The sequence below is a fragment of the Palleronia aestuarii genome, from assembly GCF_003253995.1.
GTDB classification, from domain to species: Bacteria; Pseudomonadota; Alphaproteobacteria; order Rhodobacterales; family Rhodobacteraceae; genus Palleronia; species Palleronia aestuarii.
Genome location: NZ_QKZL01000001.1, coordinates 397,084 through 417,893 on the forward strand (window position 1 = coordinate 397,084; position 20,810 = coordinate 417,893).

The window sequence follows — 20,810 nt, forward strand, 5'->3', positions numbered from 1 at the left end:
CTTCCGGGTCAAGAATGCCACGTCCGAGCGGTCGGTGCGGCAAACGCGCCAAGTCAAGCGGGGTCTGGCGCCCATGGCACATCCGATGCGGATGAGCTGGGATACTCTGGCGCGGTTGCGTCGGCAGCGGCGCGTGCAGAACACGGCGACGCTGGGCCTCGGGATCCTCGGTCCGTGTCTCGCTTTCGTCACCTACCTCGTCCTCGGTCCGCTCGATCAGGGCCAATCGGCCGTCAGCCTCCGGCTCGTGCTGCTGGCCGATCTCATCTACGTCATCGTGCTCGCGACGCTGGTCCTGGCGGCCCTGATGCGGATGGTGGCCGCGCGCCGGGCGCAATCGGCGGGCTCGCGGCTGCATCTGAGGCTCACGGGCGTCTTCGCGCTCGTCGCCATGGTGCCGACGATCACCGTCGCGGTCTTCGCCGTCCTCACGGTGAATTTCGGGCTCGAGGGCTGGTTCTCCGACAGGGTCCGGCAGGTCGTGGGCGCCTCGCTCGAGGCGGCGCAGGCCTACGAGGACGAGCATCGGCGCGACCTTTCGGCGGATGCAGAGGCGCTGGCGGCGTATCTCAGCGCCGCGCGGGCGAATTCCTTCCTGCTTTCGGACGGGGAATTGAGGCAGGTCCTGAGCCAGGGACAGGCGCAGATTCAGCGCGGCCTCAGCGAAGCCTACGTGATAGACGGCGAGGCGCGGATCCGGGCCCGCGGCGAGGGCTCCTACCTCTTCGACTACGACCCGCCGCCACAGACGGCGCTCGACGACGCGCGGGCGGGCGGCACGGTGATCGTGGAGGATTGGGACGTCAACGAGTTCCGCGCGCTCGTTCCGCTCAGGGGCCTCGGCGACCGGTTCCTCTACGTCAGCCGGGCGGTGGACGGGGAACTCCTCGCGCTTCTCGACGACACCAAGGATTCGGTGAGCCTCTACACCCAGCTCGAGGCGGATCGCGGTCGACTGCTCTTCGAGTTCGGACTGCTCTATCTGGGCTTCGCGGTAATCCTGATCCTTGCCGCGATCTGGCTCGGCCTCTGGTTCGCCGAGCGGCTCTCACGCCCCGTGGGCCGGCTCGCGGGGGCGGCGCAGAGGGTGGGGGCGGGCGATCTCGACGTGCAGGTCCGCGAGGAGGACGGCGACGACGAGATCGCAATGCTCGGCCGCCTCTTCAACCAGATGACCCGGCAGCTGAAGGGCCAGCGCGACACGCTCCTCGCCACCAACGACCAGATCGACCGGCGCCGGCGGCTCTTCGATTCCGTTCTCTCCTCGGTCACGGCGGGGGTTGTGGGGCTCGACGAGCAGGGGCGCGTCACTTTCGTCAATCGCTCGGCCGAACGGCTCCTGCAGCTCCCGATCCCCGAGGGCCAGACCGCGCATCTCGCCGATATCGTTCCGGAATTCGCGCCGCTCTTCGACAGGATCGCGCGCGGCAACACGGAGAACGTGCAGGGCGAGGTGAAGGTGAGCCGCGCCGGCGCGCTCGAGAGCCTCCTCGTGCGGATGGCGATCCGGCGCGCCGAGGGCGGACGGCTCGAGGGCTACGTGATCGCCTTCGACGACGTGAGCGACCTCGTGGCGGCGCAACGGATGGCGGCCTGGGGGGACGTGGCGCGACGTATCGCGCACGAGATCAAGAACCCGCTCACCCCGATCCAGCTTTCCGCCGGACGGATCCGGCGTAAGTTCGGGCCCGAAGTGGGCGAGCCCGAGAAGCTCGAGGCGATGACGGACGTCATCATCCGCCAGACCGAGGGGCTACGCCGGATCGTCGACGAGTTCAGCCGCTTCGCCCGGATGCCGGAGCCCGACCGCGCGCCGCACGACCTTTCCGGAATCGTGCGCTCCGCCGTCCTCCTGCAGCAGGCGGGCGACGATGCGACGCCCATCGTGGCCGACCTGCCCGAAGGTCCGGTGATGGCGGAACTCGACGAGACCATGATCGGACAGGCGCTCACCAATCTCATCAAGAACGCGGGCGAGGCGATCGAGGGCCGGATTGAGCGGGACGGGCCGGATGGCGCACCCGCCGAGATCAGGGTCGCGCTTCGCCGTGATGGCACCACGGCGCTCGTCACGGTGTCGGACAACGGCATCGGCCTGCCGGAGGATCGCGCGCGCCTCTTCGAGCCCTATGTGACGACGCGGGCGGCGGGGACCGGCCTCGGCCTCCCGATCGTGCGCAAGATCGCCGAGGAGCATGGCGGCACGCTGCAGCTCGTCGATGCCGAGCCCTTCGCGCCCGGCGCCCCTGCGGGAGCCTGCGCGGAACTGCGGCTGCCGATCATCGACCCCACACCGCTTGAGACGACCAACCAAGAAGAAACCAGACGAGAGGAGCAGGCATAATGGGCGACATCCTGATTGTGGACGACGAGCGCGATATCCGCGAACTGGTCTCCGACATCCTGAAGGACGAGGGCTACACGACGCGGCTCGCGGCCAATTCCGGCGAATGCATGGCCGAACTGGAGGCCGAGCCGCCCTCGCTCATGATCCTCGACATCTGGCTCAAGGACAGCGACATGGACGGGATCGACATCCTGAAGATCGCCAAGCGCGATTATCCGGGCGTCCCCGTCATCATCATCTCGGGCCACGGCAATATCGAGATCGCGGTCGCCGCCATCAAGCAGGGCGCCTACGATTACATCGAGAAGCCCTTCAACATCGATCAGCTCATGGTGGTGATCGGCCGGGCGATGGAGACCTCGCGGCTCAGGCGCGAGAACGTGGCGCTCAAGCGCCGGGAGGCCGAGCCCGCGATCCTCGTCGGCCAGAGCCCCGCCTTCAAGGCGATGAAGGCCAGCCTCGACAAGGTGACGAAATCCAACGGGCGCGTCATGCTTTCGGGGCCGCCGGGCTGCGGCAAGGAGCTCGCCGCGCGCTACATCCACGCGAATTCGGGTCGGTCGGACTGCCCCTTCGTGTCCGTGGGCTCCGCGAGCGTGGAGCCCGAACGGATGGAGGAAGTGCTCTTCGGGCGCGAGAGCCCCGAGCGCGGCATCGAGCCGGGGCTTCTCGAACAGGCCGATGGCGGCGTGCTCTTCTTCGACGAGGTGGCCGACATGCCCACCGGCACGCAATCGAAGATCCTGCGTGTCCTCGTCGATCAGACCTTCCAGCGCGTGGGCGGGACGGAGAAGGTGCGCGTCGACATCCGCGTAATCAGCTCCACCACCCGCGATCTGGCGGTGGAGATCCGCGAAGGCCGCTTTCGCCAGGAACTGTTCCACCGCCTCGCCGTCGTTCCGGTGGAGGTCCCCTCGCTCGACGAGCGGCGCGAGGACATTCCGGATCTCGCCGAATACTTCCTCGAGACGTTCAACAAGGCGCAGGGACTGCCCCTGCGCATGTTGTCGGACGAGGCGGTGGCACTGCTCCAGACCATGGTCTGGCCGGGCAACGTGCGGCAGCTCAAGAACATGATGGAGCGCGTGCTGATCCTCGGCGAGGCGAAAGGCACGATCGGTCCCTCGGAACTGCCCGGCACGGAGAGCCCCGCGCCGAAGGAGGAGGGGCGCGTGGTCCTGTCCGGGTCGCTCGCCACCCTGCCGCTGCGCGAGGCCCGCGAACTTTTCGAGCGGGAATACCTGCTCACGCAGATCAACCGCTTCGGAGGCAACATTTCGCGGACCGCGAACTTCGTGGGAATGGAGCGCAGCGCATTGCATCGCAAGTTGAAGTCGCTCGGTGTCGTGACCTCCAACAAGCAGGGCGGGCGGATCGCTTATCTCGACAGCACGGCCGGCTGATGCATCTCGCGCGGCGGCGCCTCCGCGTCGAGGGGCGCGAGGCGGCCTATGTGGAGGAGGGTCCGCCGGACGCGGCTCCGGTCGTGCTGCTGCATGGCGGCGGGTTCGATCATGCGGGCCTCACCTGGCAGGCGACGATCGCGGAACTCAAGGACAGGTTCCGCCTGATCGTCCCCGACCTTCCGGGCTACGGCGAGACTGCGGGGTTCGGATGCCCGCACGATCTGACCCGGCTCGGGCACTGGCTCGAGGCCTTCCTCGATGCGAAGGGGCTCGACCGGGTCGATCTTGCCGGTGTCTCGATGGGCGGGGGCATGGCGCTCTGGCTCGCGGCGGAGAGACCGGCGCGGGTCCGGCGCGTGGTGGCCGTCGGGGCCTACGGCATCATGGCGCGGGCGCCGTTCCATGCGCTGGCGCGCCTGACGTTCCGCGCCCGGGCCGGACCGCTCGTCTACCACCTCGCGGGGCGGAGCCGCCTGCTCGCCCGGGCGGGGCTCGCGATCAGCTACCACGATGCGCGGCGCATCGATCCGGAGGTCGTGGAGGAATTGATGGCCGTGTCCCGCGAGCAGGCGAAGCGGCTGAGCTTCCTCGATTTCCTGACCTCGGAACTCGGCCCCGACGCGCTCGCCACCGATCTGCGCCCCGCGCTGGGCCGGGTCACGGCGCCGGTCCTCCTCGTCCACGGAACCTCCGACAAGGTCGTCCCGATCCGTCATGCCCGCGCGGCCTGTCCGCTCTTCGCGCGGGCGCGGCTTCTCGAACTGCCGACCGGGCATTGGCCGATGCGGGAGCGGCCCGACCTTTTCAACCCGGCCTTCGCGGCGTTCCTCGTGGAGGGCTGATCCCGCGTGCGTCTTGAACGGGGCGCGGGCGCATGCCAGAACGTGTCGGCCGGGGGCGCGAGAGGCAATCCATGAAGATCATCATCTGCGGGGCTGGCCAGGTCGGCTGGCAGATCGCACGCCACCTCGCCGGAGAGCGCAACGACGTGACCGTCGTCGACAGTGACGCCGATCTGGTGCGGCAGGCCACGGACATCCTCGATGTCCAGGGGATTGCGGGCCATGCGAGCTATCCCGACATCCTCGAGAGGGCCGGGGCGCGCGACGCCGACATGATCATCGCCGCCACCCATTCCGACGAGGTCAACATGGTGACCTGTCAGGTCGCCCATTCGATCTTCGCCGTGCCGCGGAAGATCGCGCGGCTTCGCGCGCAGAGCTATCTCGATGCGATCTATTCCGATCTCTACCGCCGCGACCACATGCCCATCGACGTGGTGATCAGCCCCGAGAAGGAAGTGGCGGAGGCCGCGCTGCGCCATCTCTCCTCTCCCGCGACCTTCGACACGCAGAGCTTTCTGGGCGGGCGGGCGCAGCTTCTCGGGCTGGTTCTCGACGAGGATTGCCCGGTCCTGAACACCCCGCTGCGCCAGCTTACCGATCTCTTCTCCACGCTCCGCGTGATGGTCGTCGGCAACCGGCGCGGCGGCGTCCTCTTCGCGCCGGAGCCGGGCGACCAGCTCTTCGCGGGCGACCAGATCTACATCCTCGTGCATCGCGACGATGTCGATCGCACGATGGAGATCTTCGGCAAGCCGCGGCCAAAGCAGGAGCGCGTGGTGATCATCGGCGGCGGCAATGTCGGCCTCGCCGTGGCGCGCGAGCTCGAAACCCGCGCCAAGCGCATCCGCGCCAAGATGATCGAACGCGACCGCCGGGCTGCGGAGCGCGCTGCCGATGCACTCGAGCGGACGATCGTGCTCAATGGCGACGGTCTGTCGATCGACCTTCTCAACGAGGCCAACATATCGCGGGCCGATGCCGTTCTCTGCGTCACGCACGACGACAAGGTGAACCTGCTCGCCGCCGTCCGCGCCAAGCAGGCGGGCTGCGAGATGGCGATCTGTCTCGTCAACGATCCGACGCTCCAGCCCCTGATGGCCCCGCTCGGGATCGACGCCTTCATCAATCCGCGCGCGACGACCGTGAGTTCCATCCTGCGCCATATCCGCCACGGCCGCGTGCGCGGGGTCTATTCCATCGGCGATGCGGAGGCGGAGGTGATCGAGGCGCAGGTGCTTTCGACCTCGCCGATCTCAGGACAGCTCGTCCGCGACATCGACTTCCCCGAGGGCGCGCTCGTCGGGGCGGTCGAGAAGGACGGCAAGATCATACGTCCGACGGGCGCCACCCGGATCGAGGAGGGCGATGTCATCGTGATCTTCGCGCTTGCCGCCGACGTGCCGGAGGTCGAACGCCTCTTCCAGGTCTCCATCGACTTCTTCTGATCCATGGACCGTCTCGCGCGCCAGCCCTTCATCCTGACCCTCATGGGGATCGGCGCGATCGCGATGTTCCTCCCCGCGATCCATGCCTACCACGTGCGCGACCTGCACGAGGCGCGCAGCTTCTTCTATTCCGGCGCCTTGCTGATGGTGTTCGTGACGCTTGTCTGCATCGCGGTCGCCTCGGGGCGGCGGCGGCGCCGGGCGGCGGGGCTACTGCTCTCGCTCGTCGCGACGCTGATCGTGCTGCCGCCGATCCTGGCGATGCCGTTCTACGAGGCGCTCGGGGACGTGAGCTGGATCGAATGCTGGTTCGAGATGGTGAGCGCGTTGACCACGACAGGCGCGACGATGTTTCCCGACCCGGGCGGTCTGCCCGACAGCTTGCATCTTTGGCGAGGTCTCGTCGCCTGGCTCGGGGGGCTCCTGTTCTGGATCGGGGCGGTGGCGATCCTCGCGCCGCTCAATCTCGGCGGGTTCGAGGTGGTCACGATCGACCAGCTCTCCGCCCGGCGCAGCGTGCTCCGGGAGCGGGGCAGCGGCGACGCGGTCGAGCGCCTGCACCGCTATACCGTCCGGTTGACGCCGATCTACGTGGGTCTGACGCTCACGCTCTGGACCTTGCTCGTCCTCGTGGGCCACGAGCCGCTCGACGGGGCGATCCTTGCGATGTCCACCCTCTCGACCTCGGGGATTACCGCGGGAACGGTGACCGAGGGGCCATTCGCAGCCGAATTCGTCATCGCCATTTTCCTGGTCTTCGCGCTCTCCCGTCTGACCTTCCAGACCGACGGTATCGTCCGGCGGCCCGGATACATGTTCCGCGACCCCGAGATCCGGCTGTCGCTGTTCCTCATCCTCGCCGTCACCGCGTTCCTGTTCCTGCGCCATTGGGTTGGCGCTTTCGAGGAGGAGGACCAGGAGGATCTGGCCGCCGCGGGCCGCGCGCTCTGGGGCACCATCTTCACTACGATATCGTTCCTGACCACGACAGGCTTCGAGAGCGCGGCCTTCGTGCATGCCCGCGACTGGTCGGGCCTGCAGACGACGGGTCTCGTCCTGATGGGGCTGGCACTTGTCGGGGGCGGCGTCGCGACCACGGCGGGCGGCGTGAAACTCCTGCGGATCTACGCGCTCTACAAGCACGGGCGGCGGGAGATGGAGCGTCTCGTCCACCCGTCCTCGATCGGCGGATCGGGCGCCGTGGGACGGCGGTTGCGGCGCGAGGGCGCTTTCGTGGCCTGGATCTTCTTCATGCTCTTCGCGATATCGCTCGCCGTGATCATGGCGGCGCTTACTTTGGCGGGGCAGGATTTCGAGGAATCCCTGATCCTCACGATCTCGGCGCTCTCGACCACGGGGCCGGTCGCGGAAGTTGCGGGCGAGGTTCCGATCCGCTTTGCCGATCTCTCGACCTCCGCGCAGGTCATCACCGCGCTCGCGATGATCCTCGGACGGCTCGAGACGCTGGCTTTCATCGCGCTCTTCAACCGCGGATTCTGGCACAGCTGAGGCCTTGGGGGCGTGGTGTCGGGGACATAGCCGCCGGAGATCGGGTTTTTGCGCTGGATCCTGCGGTCCCGCCTCTTCATACTGCCGCGAAATCGATCCCCGGGAACGGCGCTTCCCCGGCGGTAGCAAAAACAAGAAGTCAGGAACGCGCATGGCCGGCGACAAGCAGAACCTGCAGGAGACCTTCCTCAACCACGTCCGCAAGACGAAGGTGCCGGTGACGATCTTCCTCATCAACGGGGTGAAGCTTCAGGGCGTCATCACGTGGTTCGACAATTTCTGCGTTCTTCTGCGGCGCGACGGGCAATCGCAGCTCGTCTTCAAGGGCGCGATTTCCACGATCATGCCGTCGCAGCCGATCACGCTTTTCGAGGGCGACGACGCGTCGTGAACTTCGAGGTGCCGTGCGGCGTTGAGCGTTCATGACGACGCGCGCCTGGGTCCTGCACCCCGACATCCAGACCGAACGAGACCGCCGCGAGGCCGAACCCGCGCTGGCGGAAGCGATTGCGCTCGCCACCGCGCTGCCCGGCCTTTCGGTAGAGGGGGGCGACGTCGTGCGCCTGCCCCGCGCCCATCCCGGCCATCTTTTCGGCACCGGCAAGCTCGCGGAACTCAAGGACCGGTTCCACGAGAGCGAGATCGAGCTCGTCCTGATCGACGGCCCCGTATCGCCGGTACAGCAGCGGAATCTCGAGACCGCGTGGAAGCTCAAGGTGCTCGACCGCACCGGCCTGATCCTCGAGATCTTCTCCGACCGGGCACGGACGCGGGAGGGTGTGCTACAAGTCGAGATGGCCGCGCTGAGCTACCAGCGGACGCGGCTCGTACGGGCCTGGACCCACCTCGAGCGGCAACGCGGCGGCCTCGGCTTCGTCGGCGGGCCGGGCGAGACGCAGATCGAGGCCGACAGGCGGGCCATCGACGAGCAGGTGACGCGGCACCGCAAGCAGCTCGACAAGGTGGTCAAGACCCGTGCGCTCCACCGCGCGGCCCGTGCCAAGGTGCCGTTCCCGGTCGTGGCGCTCGTGGGCTATACCAATGCCGGCAAGTCGACGCTCTTCAACCGGCTCACCGGCGCCGAGGTCATGGCGGAGGACATGCTCTTCGCCACGCTCGATCCAACGATGCGGGCCGTCGATCTCGATACCGGGACACGGGTGATCCTGTCGGACACGGTGGGCTTCATCTCGAACCTTCCCACCCAGCTCGTCGCGGCGTTCCGCGCCACGCTCGAGGAGGTTCTGGCCGCCGATCTCATCGTGCATGTCCGCGACATCTCCCACGCCGAGACGGAGGAGCAGGCGGCGGACGTGGCCGCGATCCTCGCCGAGCTCGGCGTGTCCGACGACGTGCCCATGCTGGAGATCTGGAACAAGTCCGACCTTCTCGACGCGGAGGCGCGGGAGGTCGCGGAACGTCTTGCCGGCCGGCGAGAAGGGATCCTGACGCTGTCGGCGCTCCGCGGGGACGGGATGGAGGCGCTCGTCTCCGCCATCACCGCCGAACTCGACGAGGCGCGGAGCCGCAAGACGCTGGTGCTTCCCTTCGAGGCCGGGCGCCGGCGCGCCTGGCTCTACGAGCAGGGCGTGGTCGAGGAGGAGGAGAACCGCGAGGAGGGCGTCGCGCTGCAGGTCAACTGGACCGCGCGGCAGGCGCGGGCGTTCCACGACCTCTAGCCGCGTCGCACCTCCGGCGCTGAACCCTGCAGCGACGGCGCCCGAAGCAGGCGCAGCATCGCCACGGCCCAAACCAGCGCGAGGCAGAGCGACAGGATCGCGTTCCACGACGCCATCGACAGGCCCGCGAAGGCCCAGCTGACCTCGTTGCACATGACGACACGGTCGACGACGTCGGCTGACAAGAGATCGGCCCCGGAAAGATTGCCAAGACTCGATCCGCCGGAGCAGGAGGTCGGCCCCTGCCACCAATCCTTCTCGACACCCGTATGGTAGAGACCGAGGCCCGCGGTCGTCAGCAGGGCAAGGGTTCCGCCCAGCGCCACCGGCCAGCGCGACCAGAAGACCGCCACGACGCCGAGTGCGATCGCGACCATGTGCGGCCAGCGTTGCCAGAGACACATCTGGCAAGGCGCATAGCCGAGGCTCTGGAACAGGAAGGCGCCGCCGAGAAGGAGGACCGATCCGAAGGCGGCCGCGACCATCAGACCGCGGACGCTCATACGTATCTCACCAGGGCGAACCCGCCGATCAGCAGCACGACGCAGACGGTGAAGACGAGATTCAGGCGCCGCTCGATGAAGTCGCGGATCGGGGCCCCGAACTTCCACAGGAGCGCGGCCACCAGGAAGAACCGCAGGCCGCGCGCGATGATCGAGGCCGTGACGAAGACCGGCAGCGACAGGCCGGTCGATCCGGACAGGATGGTGATCACCTTGAACGGGAAGGGCGTGATCCCCGCGATCAGGACCGCCCAGGCCCCGTACTCGTTGTAGCGAAGCGAGAACTCGTCGAAACGCGCGTCCTTGCCGTAGAATTCGAGGACCGGCCGACCGACCTGTTCGAAGAGCGTGGCGCCGATCCAGTACCCCGCAAGGCCGCCGAGAACGGACGCGGCGGTGCAGATTCCGGCGATGAGGAAGGCGCGGCGGGGCCGGGCGAGGATCATCGGGACCATCAGAACGTCGGGGGGGATCGGGAAGACGCTTGATTCGATGAAGGCGACGATGGCCAGAGCCCAGAGCGCATGGCGGCTCGCGGCGAGGCTCAGTGTCCAATCGTAAAGGCTGCGTATCATGCGGTGTCATGCAGCACGCGCGCCCCGGGCCGTCAAGACGCGACGGACGCTTCAGCGGCTCCCGGCCTGTCACGAAACCGCGCCATCCTGTATCGCCCTTCCGTTGGCGGAACCGAGGCGGATGATTTTCCCCCGCAACGCTGCCAATCACGCACTGGGGCGAAATGGCGTAGACCGGGCTGATCCACTTCGTTCGAGGCCGTCGCCGGGCGCACGATGTCGATGAGGCGGGAAAGACCTGCGATCGGCTTACGATATGCGTCCTACGGGGTGATGGGGCTGGTGCGGGTGGTCGGACTCGAACCGACACTCCTTGCGGAAAGGGTGTTTGAGACCCTCGCGTCTACCATTCCGCCACACCCGCGCCATCGGCGCCCCGCGGTAGCCTCGGGGCAGGGCTTGTCTACCCTCTCCCGCCGGGAGGCACAATCGTACGATGAACCCTCGGCTTTGCCATTCACGGGGGTAACCTGCGGCGATCGGAGCCGCATGGAGACGGAAGTTTCCGGGATCGTCGAACGGACGATCCGTTGCGGTCGTCGGACGGCGCAGGCTGCGATGACACGACCGATACACTTGATCTTGCGGATCTCCCACGCGATCATTCGAGAGCAACAGTCCGCAAGGCGATCGACCTTGATCGCTCGACGATGGCTACGTCATCCGATCGATCGATGACCAACCGTTTCCTGAGCCCAATGAAATTTGCCCCATGAGCGCCGATCGCGGAACATTCGTCACGGCTTCACACTTCGGTTACAGACCTCACCCGTGCGTATCGGATTGCCCATGCCTTCTTCTCCTCCCGGGCCGGACGGGCCTCACACGACGCAGACGGGGGAGGGCGAGCAGGTGGTGGCGTCCGTCGACCGCGACGGAGCCGAGATGCTTCGGGCGACACGGCAGTCGAACCGGATTATGGGGGGCATCCTCATCATCCTCATGGGCGGCGCGTTCTACACCGCGGCCGCCTTCTTCATGCCCGTGGTCCTGGCTCTGCTCATCGCGTTGACCCTCTCCCCCCTCGTTCGCAGCCTGCATCGAAAGGGCTTGGGCGAGGGAATGGCCGCGGGCCTCGTGGTCCTGCTCTTCGCCGTCGGCATCGCCGCAGCCTTCGCGGCGCTCGGAACGCCGTTCTTCGATCTCATCGACGATGCGCCGCGGATGGTGGCGGAGGTGCGGGAGAAGTACGAACAGATCCGCGATCCGATCTCTTCCGTCACGAACGTCGCCGACCAGGTCGACAACGCGACGGGCGGGGGGTCGAACATTCAGCAGGTCACCGTGCAGCAGCCGGGCATCCTGTCGCAGGTCGCCGGGTCGGCACTGTCGATCCTGACCACCACCGTCATCGTGATCATCCTGACCCTGTTCCTGCTGGCGAGCGGAGATCATTTCGCTGAGCAGATCGTGAAATCCTTCGGTACGCTCACCGACAAAAAGCGGGCGCTCAAGACCGTTCGGGACATCGAGGGGGAGATTTCTCGCTACCTGCTCACGATCACGCTCATCAACGCGGGCCTCGGTACGGCGGTGGGGATCGCGATGTGGATCCTCGGCATGCCGACGCCGCTTCTCTGGGGTGCCCTGGCGTTGGTGCTGAACTTCCTGCCCTATATCGGTTCGCTGATCGGCATCGCGATCGTGGGCATCGTGTCCCTCGCCACCTTCCCGACCGTCGGTGTGGCGTTCCTGCCCCCCTTGGCCTACTTCGCCTGCACGGCGGTCGAAGGTCAGTTCGTCACGCCGACCGTGGTCGGACGGCGGCTTCGCATCAACACGGTCGCGGTCTTCATCGCCGTCGCCTTCTGGTCCTTCCTCTGGTCGATCCCGGGTGCGTTAATGGCGGTCCCGATCCTCGTCTTCTTGAAGGTGCTCTGCGAGAACGTCCCGGCCCTCTACGGCCTGGGCCGGTTCCTGTCCGCCGAAGCCGACGATCAGCCCGAACCACCCACCTCCCTGTCGGTCGGCCCTTGATCCCATAACGGCAGAAAGGCCAGCCGGTGAATACGCGACCGGCGCAAGAAATTGCGCCGTGACGATCCATGGCATGGTCATGCCATGCTGTACGCAGTCGTCGTCACTTGCAGTCCCGATGAGATCTACAGACTTCGTTGGTCCCATCCGATGGGGACCACCCGAGGCGGCATTCGGTACGAAAAGCCACGTCGGGCCGCGTCCATTACCCGATCCGGGTCACCCGGGCAGAAAGTGTCAGGAGGCCGGGGATCCGTTCGACGAGATGGGAAACCGCCCGACGCGGCCATCGCTTGCGGAAGAGCGCGTCGACCTGTTCGGCGCGCCACATCGGCCGGGCAAAGGATTGTCGCAGCCGCCGCGTATAGGTTTGTTGCGAGCGACCCTCGGTGAGGCATTCCGCGAGGACGCGTGCCCCGAGAAGCGCCATAGTCATGCCGGTTCCGCTCAGCGAGGGCGTGACGGCGGCCTGATCGCCCACGCGCCATAACCAGTCCGGAGAGCCCGGCTCATCCCAGACGCGGTAGCCGTAAGGGACATGACCGATCGCGGCGGGGTGCGGCCAAAGCGCGTTCCCATCTCTCAGAACGTCCGCCAGTTCGGGACATTCCGCAGAGATCGTTTGGCAGAGCCGCGCGTAGTCGTGACCGGACGCGGTCCAGGCAAGTCGCGTGAGTGCAATGCTGAAATTGCAGGTGTCCGCATCCATCGGCACGAGACCGGCATACCCGCCCTCGAAGAAGCACAGAACGATGGTGCGCCGGAGCGTGGCCATGATGTCGTCGCCCGGTCGGTAATGCATCTTCAGGCCGATACGGTCGTGGTCCTCGCTGACGACGGGGCGGCGCCTCGAGCCGCGGAGATCCAGCTTGCCGCTCGCAAGCACGATCGTGTCCGCCGCGATGCGCTCACCGCCGAGCCGGATTTCCCCCTCGCTCGCGGCCGTCACGCGCGCGCCGAGGCGGATCTCGGCCCCGGCCTCGGAGGCGAGACATCGCAACTCGTGATCGAGACGGCGGCGCGAAATCGTCATCGCCTCGAACGGAAGCCGACCCGGGACATTCCGCCCTCCGGCCAAGAGCCTGATACGATCCACCGGTTCGGCGCCGAGGCGGTTCAGATCGAGACCCAGGGCTTCGAGCTCTCGGCAGCCTTCGTGGGAAAGGAACTCGCCACACACCTTGTCGCGCGGCACCGGGTCACGTTCGAACACCGTGACGCGATGGCCACGCTTCGCAAGCGCCAGGGCCGTCGCGCTTCCTGCAAGGCCACCTCCGATCACGACCGTTCCGAGCGAGGTCATGAACCGTATCCTGCGGGACGTTTCAATTTGGGCATGAAGCGCTTACCGAGACGGCGATGCGCCTTCGCCACGAGGAAGTTTTGCGGATCGAAACCATCGGGCGCAAACTGTCCGTAGGACCGAGGCCAAGGAATTCCATGGCCTCCGACCGTAATCCGTCGGGAGCGCGCCCGGATGGACCTGCCCGCAATCCTCGTCACGGCGTCAATCATCGAGACCCCGTCCGGCGGCGGCGAAGACGTGGGTGAGCGGACCGCGCGACGTATCCAGGTGAACCTGTCCCGGCCAGTACGGCGTCAGCTCGGCATCGCGAAAGCCCGCGCGGACGCTGACGGCGGCGTCGTGTCTGGTCACGGCATTCGCGCCGATCGCACGGACGGATCTCGCGGCAAGCAGCGCGAACTTCGATCGCCGCGGCTCGGTCGCGACAAGGAGACGAGAAAGTCGTGCAAGACCCTGGAACAACCGCGGAAGCCCGGCGGCATCGAAATGATGGAGGAAGAGATTTGCAATCGTGAGGTCGTGGGGCGTCGCCTCTTCGAGCCAGTCGAAAACATCGGAGGTCACGATATCGACCTTCACGCCCAGGTCCCGGATATTGGAAAGCACCTGGGGGGAGACGAGCGGTTGCGCGTCCACCAGGGTGATCTCCGTCTCATCCGGGATCGGCGCCAGCCTGCGCAGGACGGCGAGTGTCGCACGGGCGTCGCCGCATCCGAGCTCAACGATCCGCCGGGGCGGTCGCGTCGCATGCCGCTTCACCAGCGCCGACAGCATGCGAGGATGCGCCATCAGGGAATTGATGCGACGAAGATCGCGGCGCGAGGCACGCGCCTCCGGCGCGTCAGGCGGCATCGTGTCGAGAATTTCGGGAACGAGGCAACGCTCCACGAGGAACCCGCTCAAGCGGCAATCCCGAACGTCATCGTCTCCGCGGTGAGGCCCGGCCCGAAGGCCATGCCGCACCCCTTGGCACCGGCCGCGCCCTCCGCGAGCATGCGCTCCAGCACGAACATCACGGTAGCGGACGACATGTTGCCATTGGCGCGGAGCACCTCCCGCGAGGGGGCGAGCGCATCGGGGGCGAGGCCCAGGGTCCGCTGTACGGCGTCGAGTACCGACCGGCCGCCGGGATGGACGGCCCAGAGATCGATTTCGTCGACCGTATCGCCGTGGAGGATCGCCGAGACGTCCTCGGCAAGCACCGTCTGGATCGTTGCCGGTACCCGGCCCGACAGGACCATGTCGAACCCATCGTCGCGAACGCTCCACGTCATCAGGTCGCGCGCATCGCGTGCGAGCAATGCCTTGAACCGGTCGAGCCGAATACCCGTTTTCTCAGCAGTCACCAGCGCGGCCGAACAGCCATCGCCCCAGAGACAGAAGGTAAGAAGCCGTTCGAGATCGTCGGTCTCCTTGAGATGCAGGGTCGTAAGTTCGCAATTGACGACGAGAACCCGCGCGTCGGGCTCGGAGCGAACGATGTGGTGGGCGATCTTCAGGGCGTTGATCGCGGCGTAACACCCCATGAAGCCGATCAGGGTACGCTCCACCGACGGCGAAAGCCCGGCGCGATGAACGATCTCGAGATCCAGCCCGGGCGCCGAAAGTCCCGTGCAGCTCGCAACGATGAGGTGGGTGATCGACGCCCGTGTATCCGAAATGTCGAGGCGATCGATCGCCTGCATCGCGAGATCCGCGGCTGCTGCCTCGTAGAGGTCCATGCGCTTCGCCGTTCCGGGAAACGCCCCCCGGCGGTAGACGCCATCCCTGTCGACTGTCGGTCCTTCGGGATCGTCCGCGGGCGCGAAACAGGAATGCCGCTTCTCGATACCCGCCCTGTCGGCCATCTTGCGAAACAGGGCCTGCTGCCGAGGTTGCTTGCTGAGGCTGGCCGCCGCGAAACGCAGAAAATAATCGTGCACTTCGTATTCCGGCACCGCCGTTGCAATGCGGTTGATGTGGGCATGCATCGAGGCGGCTCCGTGCTCAGGATCATCGGTTAGTTGGTAAGACGTACTGGAGAAACGCCGAGCAACGGGAAACGTTTCGCGCGGCCCGATCCATGAGACAATATGCCCTGTCGATGCATCGGCTCTGTTGAGGCTTCGCCAAGTACGTTTCTGGCTCATCGGCTTGGCGTTCATCGAGTTGGCAAGTTCGCTCAAAATTCGTTGCCTTGGAGCGCCACCCCCCATGCATTGGCTTGGCGCTTGGCCCGCATCTGAGCATCGTCGAGCCCACTGAGGCAGGGCGGACCGACAATCCGCTTCTCGGAGCGTGGATCTTTCCGAGCCCCGCCGTTTCAAGGTAAATAGCGGTGGCTGTAAACCGTAACGCGCTGAAAAATTTTGACAGTTTTGTGTGGTGGCGGAGGGAAAGAGATACGCAAAAACTCCGCTCAGTGGGCAGAGTCAAATCTCGACCAGCTGCCACGTTTCTCCGAGGATAGCGTGCGATACGATTGCTTTCTCTCATCCTCGCCGGGCGCTTTGACGGATTTTCGCGGTTGCGGCGCCTTTGCGCAGGGCGCCTCAAGACACTGACTTGCCTCTCTTTTTCTTTCACGCCTTCGTCTTCCTGTAACCGCTGTGAGTCGCAACGAAGGAGATGAAAATGAAATCGACCTGTCTGAACCAAAAAGAACTGGCGAAACGCTGGACCATTTCACACCGAACCTTGGAGCGCTGGCGGTGGGCCGGCGAAGGTCCTGCATACATGAAGATCGGAGGTCACGTCGTTTATCGTATGGCCGATATCGAGGCCTTCGAACGCAACGTCATGAATACCACATCCGATCAGGGCGTTCCGGCCTACTGACGACGCGCTCCCCCGATGGCGGAACTTGGCTCACCCATCAGTTGTAGGGTTAGCAACTTGATGTCGTCAACGCCTACGGGTTCGAGCCAGACGGAAACAGTGTGGCGCGACGCCGGTCCCAGAATCTGTCGTGCCACTATTGGCAGTGACGGGCCAGCGATCTCCTTAGCGCAGGCTTGGGAGCAGCTCTCGATTGATTGGCATCAGCGGTGCGCGGTCTTTGAAGGCAGGACGCGCCTGCAATGCTCACCCTAGGCAAGAACCCAAATGACGCCAAGCGGTCGCCACGCACGGCGCTTGGTCACTCATGCACCGCTTAAATCCCTTCCGCACATAAGGCCCTTCCACTCATCTTCTGGGAGAGGCTTCCGGTCCACCTCCTGTGGTTTGGCGACATACCGATTTCCTATGACGTCGAGTGCAAACCAGCCCACCACTCATCCGTATATTCCAAAATTTTGGCATTAACGCTCATAATTCAAAATTATAGAACGATGCTTAAGCAACGCGACTGCGCCGCCCACTACGTCAACAATGAGGTCCTTCTCGCATGGCCCGACTAAGCCTTTCCACCGAACGCGTCCGTACGCTTGTGGACGAGAAGGTGGTGCCTCTCTTCCTCGCGGAGCGGAGTACGGCCCGCGTCTGCAAGGTACTTAACGACCGCCTATCGGAACTTGGTGCTGACGGCACTATTCACCCGAACAGGATCCATGCGTTGCTGTCCGATGATGTGTCGCGGGGCGTAAACGAAGCGACTCTCGCTCTTGTCGAGCAGGCCGCCGCTGATCTTCACAAGAACGGAGCCGACTGGCAGGAGCGTGCGCAGAAGAACGCCGTCCAGCTGTCAGCCGAAGCCGAGTTCCTGCGGGATAATAGCGGGCTCGACAACAAGGCGATCACGAAGCGACTGTCTTTGCCGCCAGCAGTAGCGCGTCACCTGCTTTCGTCGGCGCACGCTGCCCTGCCTGCCGCCACTGCTGTGCCTGTTTCTAAGAAGTCCGCCGCACCCGACTGGAGCTTCCAGGATGTTGCCGTGGCTCATACCCTTGACGCGTTCCGCCAGCGCCCGACCTCCAAAGTAGGGCTGGTGTTGCCGACCGGGGCCGGAAAAACCCGCACGGCCCTGCGGATTGTTCTGGAGCTGCTTGCTAAAAATCCGATGGACACCGCGAAGGTGTATTGGGTTACGCACCGCACCAACCTGCGTACGCAGGCCCACAAGGAACTGCAGAAGCTTCTCACGACCGGCAAGGGCCAGGTTCCCGAAAACGCCGCCTCGCTGCTGGCCAAGCGGATCGAGTTCGTGATGGTCAGCGCGCTCAGTGAAATCTTCGATCACAAGGCCGAGCCGCCGGCCCTCGTCGTTATTGACGAGGCCCACCATGCGGCTGCGCCGTCCTATCAGGCCATCTTCGATGCCGAGCAGCCTGTACCGGCCCTGTGCCTGACCGCCACCCCGAACCGAATGGACAACTTGCCGATCGGAATCGACGAGATCGCGTTCACGATAACTTACCGCGAGCTTGAAGACCGCGGCGTTATCATCATGCCCGAGTTCCTCGACTTCCCGGTCGAGAACTTCGAGTGGTCTGACGAGCAGGTTCGCGACCTTGCCGACTATGTCGTGGACCGCTGCGAGGACGAGTTCACCAAGGTGCTGGTGCTGGCGCCTCGGATCGACCGGGTCGAGGAGTTCTATGATGTGCTGGCCGAGCGGCTCTCGCGCGCGCCCGATCATCCGCTCTCCCAAGACGATCTATGCTATGTCCACGGCAAGGGAAATTCGCTGCATACCGACAATGACGACTTCCTCGCCGTCTTCGCCGAGAAGCCCCGGGCGATTCTCGTTTCGGCGCAAATCCTGCTCGAAGGGTTCGATGATCCGGCGATCAATACCGTCATCATGACCTATCCGTCGAAGAGCGTGATCCGGCTGATGCAGGCCGCCGGGCGCTGCGTGCGTTACTTTCCCGGCAAGGGTTCAGCCTATGTCGTTCAGGCCCGCAACGACGACCTCGCCTATCACTTTGACCAGCGCTGGCTGTATCAAGAGATCAGCGACTACCTCCGGCCCGAATTAATCGACATCGACTATGGGAGCGAGGCCGACCTCACAGACAAGGTCGCAGCGCTGCTCGGCAAGCACAGTGTGAAGGACGCAACAGTCACTAGAGTCCTGGAGCAGCTCAAGACCATCGGCCCCGGCCAGACTTGCCGTGTCCTGCTCAACGGGCTGCCCTACTATGGCGCCCTCGACAAGTTCGAGGAGCAGGCCGAGTGGGGGGCGCTCCTCGAAACCTCGGAAAACAGCGCGGCGTTCCGCGGAGTGTTTAACGCCTTCAGCGCCCTGGGTGCCCACCTGTCCGACCCGACCGAATTTCTGGCGCGGGCGGGGGCACGGCACGGGATCAAGAAGGACCTTTCCGCCGGGAGCCTCTGGCGCTCCATGATGCAGGTTCTGACCTCTTGTTACTTCGCGCGCGAGGAGCTCTTCGGAACCCTAGATATGGCCCGGCAGGCACGCCCGACGAAGACACCGCACGGCCCGACCACCTGGCTGCGCTATGTGGCCTTCACCTTCCGGCCCCAGATCGGCCCCGAGCTGACGGCCTTCCTTGCCGACTGCCACAACCGCGAGGCCGTCATTGCGGCCTATCTCGACCATCCGGGCTCGTACGCGATGGCCATCAAGTTGCCCCTGCCGCTTGCCGGCTACGAGGCCTGGCTGCTCACGCAGGAGGAGGTGGCCGCCTTCGAAGGTTGCCTGGAAACGCTGCGTGGCCTGCTGTCTGATACGCCGCCTGCCGATCAGTTCGCCGCCCTTGCCGGCTATCTCGCCGGTGCTGACTACCGCGGGCTGCCGGCCCGGATTCTGATGCGCGCCGAAGCGTTTTTGGCCGCCGAGGCCTGCGAGGCGCGCACCTTCACCCTTTCGCCCGACCAAACCGCCATCACAGAAGGAGACGGATAATGCCCCTGACTTTCCAGGACATCGGCCAGCCGATCACGGTGGACTTCGACAAGGTCTTCCTTGATCCTAACAACCCGCGGATCGCACCAGACCACATCTCGCGCTACAGCGATGCCGACGCGATCTTCGAGCCCGACCTGCAGAAGAACCTCACCGAGACGGTCTACAACGTCTATCAGGCCGGTGAGCTTGAAGAGGCCATCGTCGCGCAAGGCTGGGTGCCCATTGACCCGATTATCGTATGGGAACACCCCGACAAGCCCGGCCACTACATCGTCGTCGAAGGCAACACCCGGACCTCGGTTCTTCGCAATATCCGCGGGGCCCGTCTTGAACGAGAGCGCACCAAGCTCAAACGATTTAAGAAGGGCGGCAAGATGCCCGCCGAGGAGGTGAAGGCCCAGGAGCGCCTTGTGGCCAAGCTGGAGCAGATCATCAGCGACACCGACAAGCTCTCGGTTCACCCGGTCAAGGCCGCCACTATTGACGAGCTGGAAGAGAAGCTGCCGATCTTGCTTGGCGTCCGCCATATTTCGCACGCCAAGCAGTGGGGGCCGTACGCCACCAACCTCTACATAACCTCGCTCTACCACCGCTTCTTCGCTGACCGGCACGGCGATGACGAGGCGCTGCGCCTCGAAGAGGACCTCGTGGTGCGGGTCTCCGACCTTGTGTCACTCGGGCCTACCAAGACCCGGCGCAACATCCAGTCGGCCTCGGCCTTCGGCCACTTCAAGGCGAATTTCGAGGACCAGCTTCCGGATGGGGAGGAGTTCTTGGACAGCGACCACTACTTCTTCGAGAACATCCTGCAGCACAAGTTCACACAGAACCTGTTCGGCTTCACCAAGGATCGGCTATATTTGCCGCCCGAAGGAGAAAAGGCGCTGTTCGAATGGGCGTTCTCCAAGCCGCGACCCGCCAACAACGACAAGAACCAGAACATTTTCTACAAGGCGGAGAATATCCGGCTTCTCAGTGACATGGCCCGCTATGACGGTGAGAACAGTACCTCCTTCGCGGCGCAGTTCGATACGGACGAACCGGAGAACACCAAGAAGACCATGCGGATCGTCGAGGCGGAGTTCCGCATGCACAAGGCGCGTCAGACACCACTGAACACCCTGCAGTCGCTGCTGGAGTCCCTTAAGGACCTGAAGGGCGAGACCATGGTCTCTCAGGCGGAATTTTTGGAGCCTACGTTGCGGGAGATCGCAGATCTGACCGCCCACTACCTAAAGATGATGGAGGCCGATGCCGCATAAGTTGCATGTCCATCTTGCCGAGAAACTGCAGGCGCGCCGCGAGACCTAGCAATCGACCGGACTCGGAAGATATCAGTCGGAGGCGCGTGCAGCTTTGGCTGTGCGCGTCTCGACCAAGTTCCATCCGTCCGCGTCTTTATTGCCAACATTCAAGCCCAAGAC

16 protein-coding genes and 1 tRNA gene are annotated in these 20,810 nt (G+C 65.1%); 11 read left to right on the plus strand and 6 right to left on the minus strand.

Annotation, left to right across the window (positions count from 1 at the left end):
- The first annotated feature begins 73 nt into the window (after positions 1-73).
- From LX81_RS02005 to hflX, 7 genes are all read left to right on the plus strand, one after another.
- Positions 74-2,344: a sensor histidine kinase NtrY-like gene (locus LX81_RS02005; protein ID WP_111535597.1), complete on the plus strand. Its 2,271-nt coding sequence runs from the start codon at positions 74-76 to the stop codon at positions 2,342-2,344.
- Positions 2,344-3,750 carry a nitrogen assimilation response regulator NtrX gene (gene ntrX / locus LX81_RS02010; RefSeq protein ID WP_111535598.1) on the plus strand — a complete coding sequence of 469 codons (1,407 nt, stop codon included), beginning with the start codon at positions 2,344-2,346 and terminating at the stop codon, positions 3,748-3,750. Before LX81_RS02005 ends, ntrX begins: the two co-directional genes overlap by 1 nt.
- Positions 3,750-4,595 carry an alpha/beta fold hydrolase gene (locus LX81_RS02015; RefSeq protein WP_111535599.1) on the plus strand — a complete coding sequence of 282 codons (846 nt, stop codon included), beginning with the start codon at positions 3,750-3,752 and terminating at the stop codon, positions 4,593-4,595. The genes ntrX and LX81_RS02015 overlap by 1 nt, the downstream gene beginning before the upstream one ends.
- Positions 4,596-4,666: 71 nt before the next feature.
- Complete coding sequence (trkA, locus tag LX81_RS02020) at positions 4,667-6,043, plus strand: Trk system potassium transporter TrkA (RefSeq protein ID WP_111535600.1); 1,377 nt, start codon at positions 4,667-4,669, stop codon at positions 6,041-6,043.
- 3 nt (positions 6,044-6,046) lie between these two features.
- The gene (locus tag LX81_RS02025; protein ID WP_111535601.1) at positions 6,047-7,552 is read left to right on the plus strand and encodes a TrkH family potassium uptake protein; all 1,506 of its coding nucleotides are present in this window, start codon (positions 6,047-6,049) and stop codon (positions 7,550-7,552) included.
- 151 nt (positions 7,553-7,703) lie between these two features.
- On the plus strand, positions 7,704-7,943 hold the full coding sequence (gene hfq, locus LX81_RS02030) for an RNA chaperone Hfq (protein WP_111535602.1): 240 nt from the start codon (positions 7,704-7,706) through the stop codon (positions 7,941-7,943).
- A gap of 31 nt (positions 7,944-7,974) precedes the next feature.
- Entirely contained in the window at positions 7,975-9,231 is a 1,257-nt protein-coding gene (hflX, locus tag LX81_RS02035; protein WP_111535603.1) for a GTPase HflX, read from the plus strand.
- Here the strand turns inward: hflX and LX81_RS02040 are convergent.
- From LX81_RS02040 to LX81_RS02050, 3 genes are all read right to left on the minus strand, one after another.
- A complete protein-coding gene (locus LX81_RS02040) occupies positions 9,228-9,734 on the minus strand; it encodes a disulfide bond formation protein B (RefSeq protein WP_111535604.1) in 507 nt (168 codons plus the stop codon). The genes hflX and LX81_RS02040 overlap by 4 nt on opposite strands.
- Positions 9,731-10,309, minus strand: a complete 579-nt coding sequence (locus tag LX81_RS02045) for a YqaA family protein (protein ID WP_111535605.1) — start codon at positions 10,307-10,309, stop codon at positions 9,731-9,733. The genes LX81_RS02040 and LX81_RS02045 overlap by 4 nt, the downstream gene beginning before the upstream one ends.
- Positions 10,310-10,589: 280 nt before the next feature.
- A tRNA-Leu gene (locus LX81_RS02050) sits at positions 10,590-10,673 on the minus strand.
- A 425-nt stretch (positions 10,674-11,098) separates the two neighbouring features.
- Between LX81_RS02050 and LX81_RS02055 the strand changes: the two genes are divergently transcribed.
- A complete protein-coding gene (locus LX81_RS02055; protein WP_111535606.1) occupies positions 11,099-12,286 on the plus strand; it encodes an AI-2E family transporter in 1,188 nt (395 codons plus the stop codon).
- Positions 12,287-12,491: 205 nt separating this feature from the next.
- Here the strand turns inward: LX81_RS02055 and LX81_RS02060 are convergent, their stop codons facing one another.
- The 3 genes from LX81_RS02060 to LX81_RS02070 form a co-directional block, all read right to left on the minus strand.
- Positions 12,492-13,589: an NAD(P)/FAD-dependent oxidoreductase gene (locus LX81_RS02060; RefSeq protein ID WP_111535607.1), complete on the minus strand. Its 1,098-nt coding sequence runs from the start codon at positions 13,587-13,589 to the stop codon at positions 12,492-12,494.
- Positions 13,590-13,793: 204 nt separating this feature from the next.
- Positions 13,794-14,495, minus strand: a complete 702-nt coding sequence (locus LX81_RS02065; protein WP_111535608.1) for a methyltransferase domain-containing protein — start codon at positions 14,493-14,495, stop codon at positions 13,794-13,796.
- Positions 14,492-15,562 (minus strand): type III polyketide synthase, encoded by a 1,071-nt coding sequence (locus tag LX81_RS02070; RefSeq protein ID WP_111535609.1) that lies wholly within the window; start codon positions 15,560-15,562, stop codon positions 14,492-14,494. The genes LX81_RS02065 and LX81_RS02070 overlap by 4 nt, the downstream gene beginning before the upstream one ends.
- A 643-nt stretch (positions 15,563-16,205) precedes the next feature.
- Here LX81_RS02070 and LX81_RS02075 point away from each other — a divergent pair.
- The 3 genes from LX81_RS02075 (at position 16,206) to LX81_RS02085 (ending at position 20,648) form a co-directional block, all read left to right on the plus strand.
- Entirely contained in the window at positions 16,206-16,409 is a 204-nt protein-coding gene (locus LX81_RS02075) for a helix-turn-helix transcriptional regulator (protein WP_111535610.1), read from the plus strand.
- Between the two features lie 550 nt (positions 16,410-16,959).
- Complete coding sequence (locus LX81_RS02080) at positions 16,960-19,383, plus strand: DEAD/DEAH box helicase (protein ID WP_111535611.1); 2,424 nt, start codon at positions 16,960-16,962, stop codon at positions 19,381-19,383.
- Positions 19,383-20,648 (plus strand): hypothetical protein, encoded by a 1,266-nt coding sequence (locus tag LX81_RS02085; protein ID WP_211322687.1) that lies wholly within the window; start codon positions 19,383-19,385, stop codon positions 20,646-20,648. Before LX81_RS02080 ends, LX81_RS02085 begins: the two co-directional genes overlap by 1 nt.
- Positions 20,649-20,810: the final 162 nt, after the last annotated feature.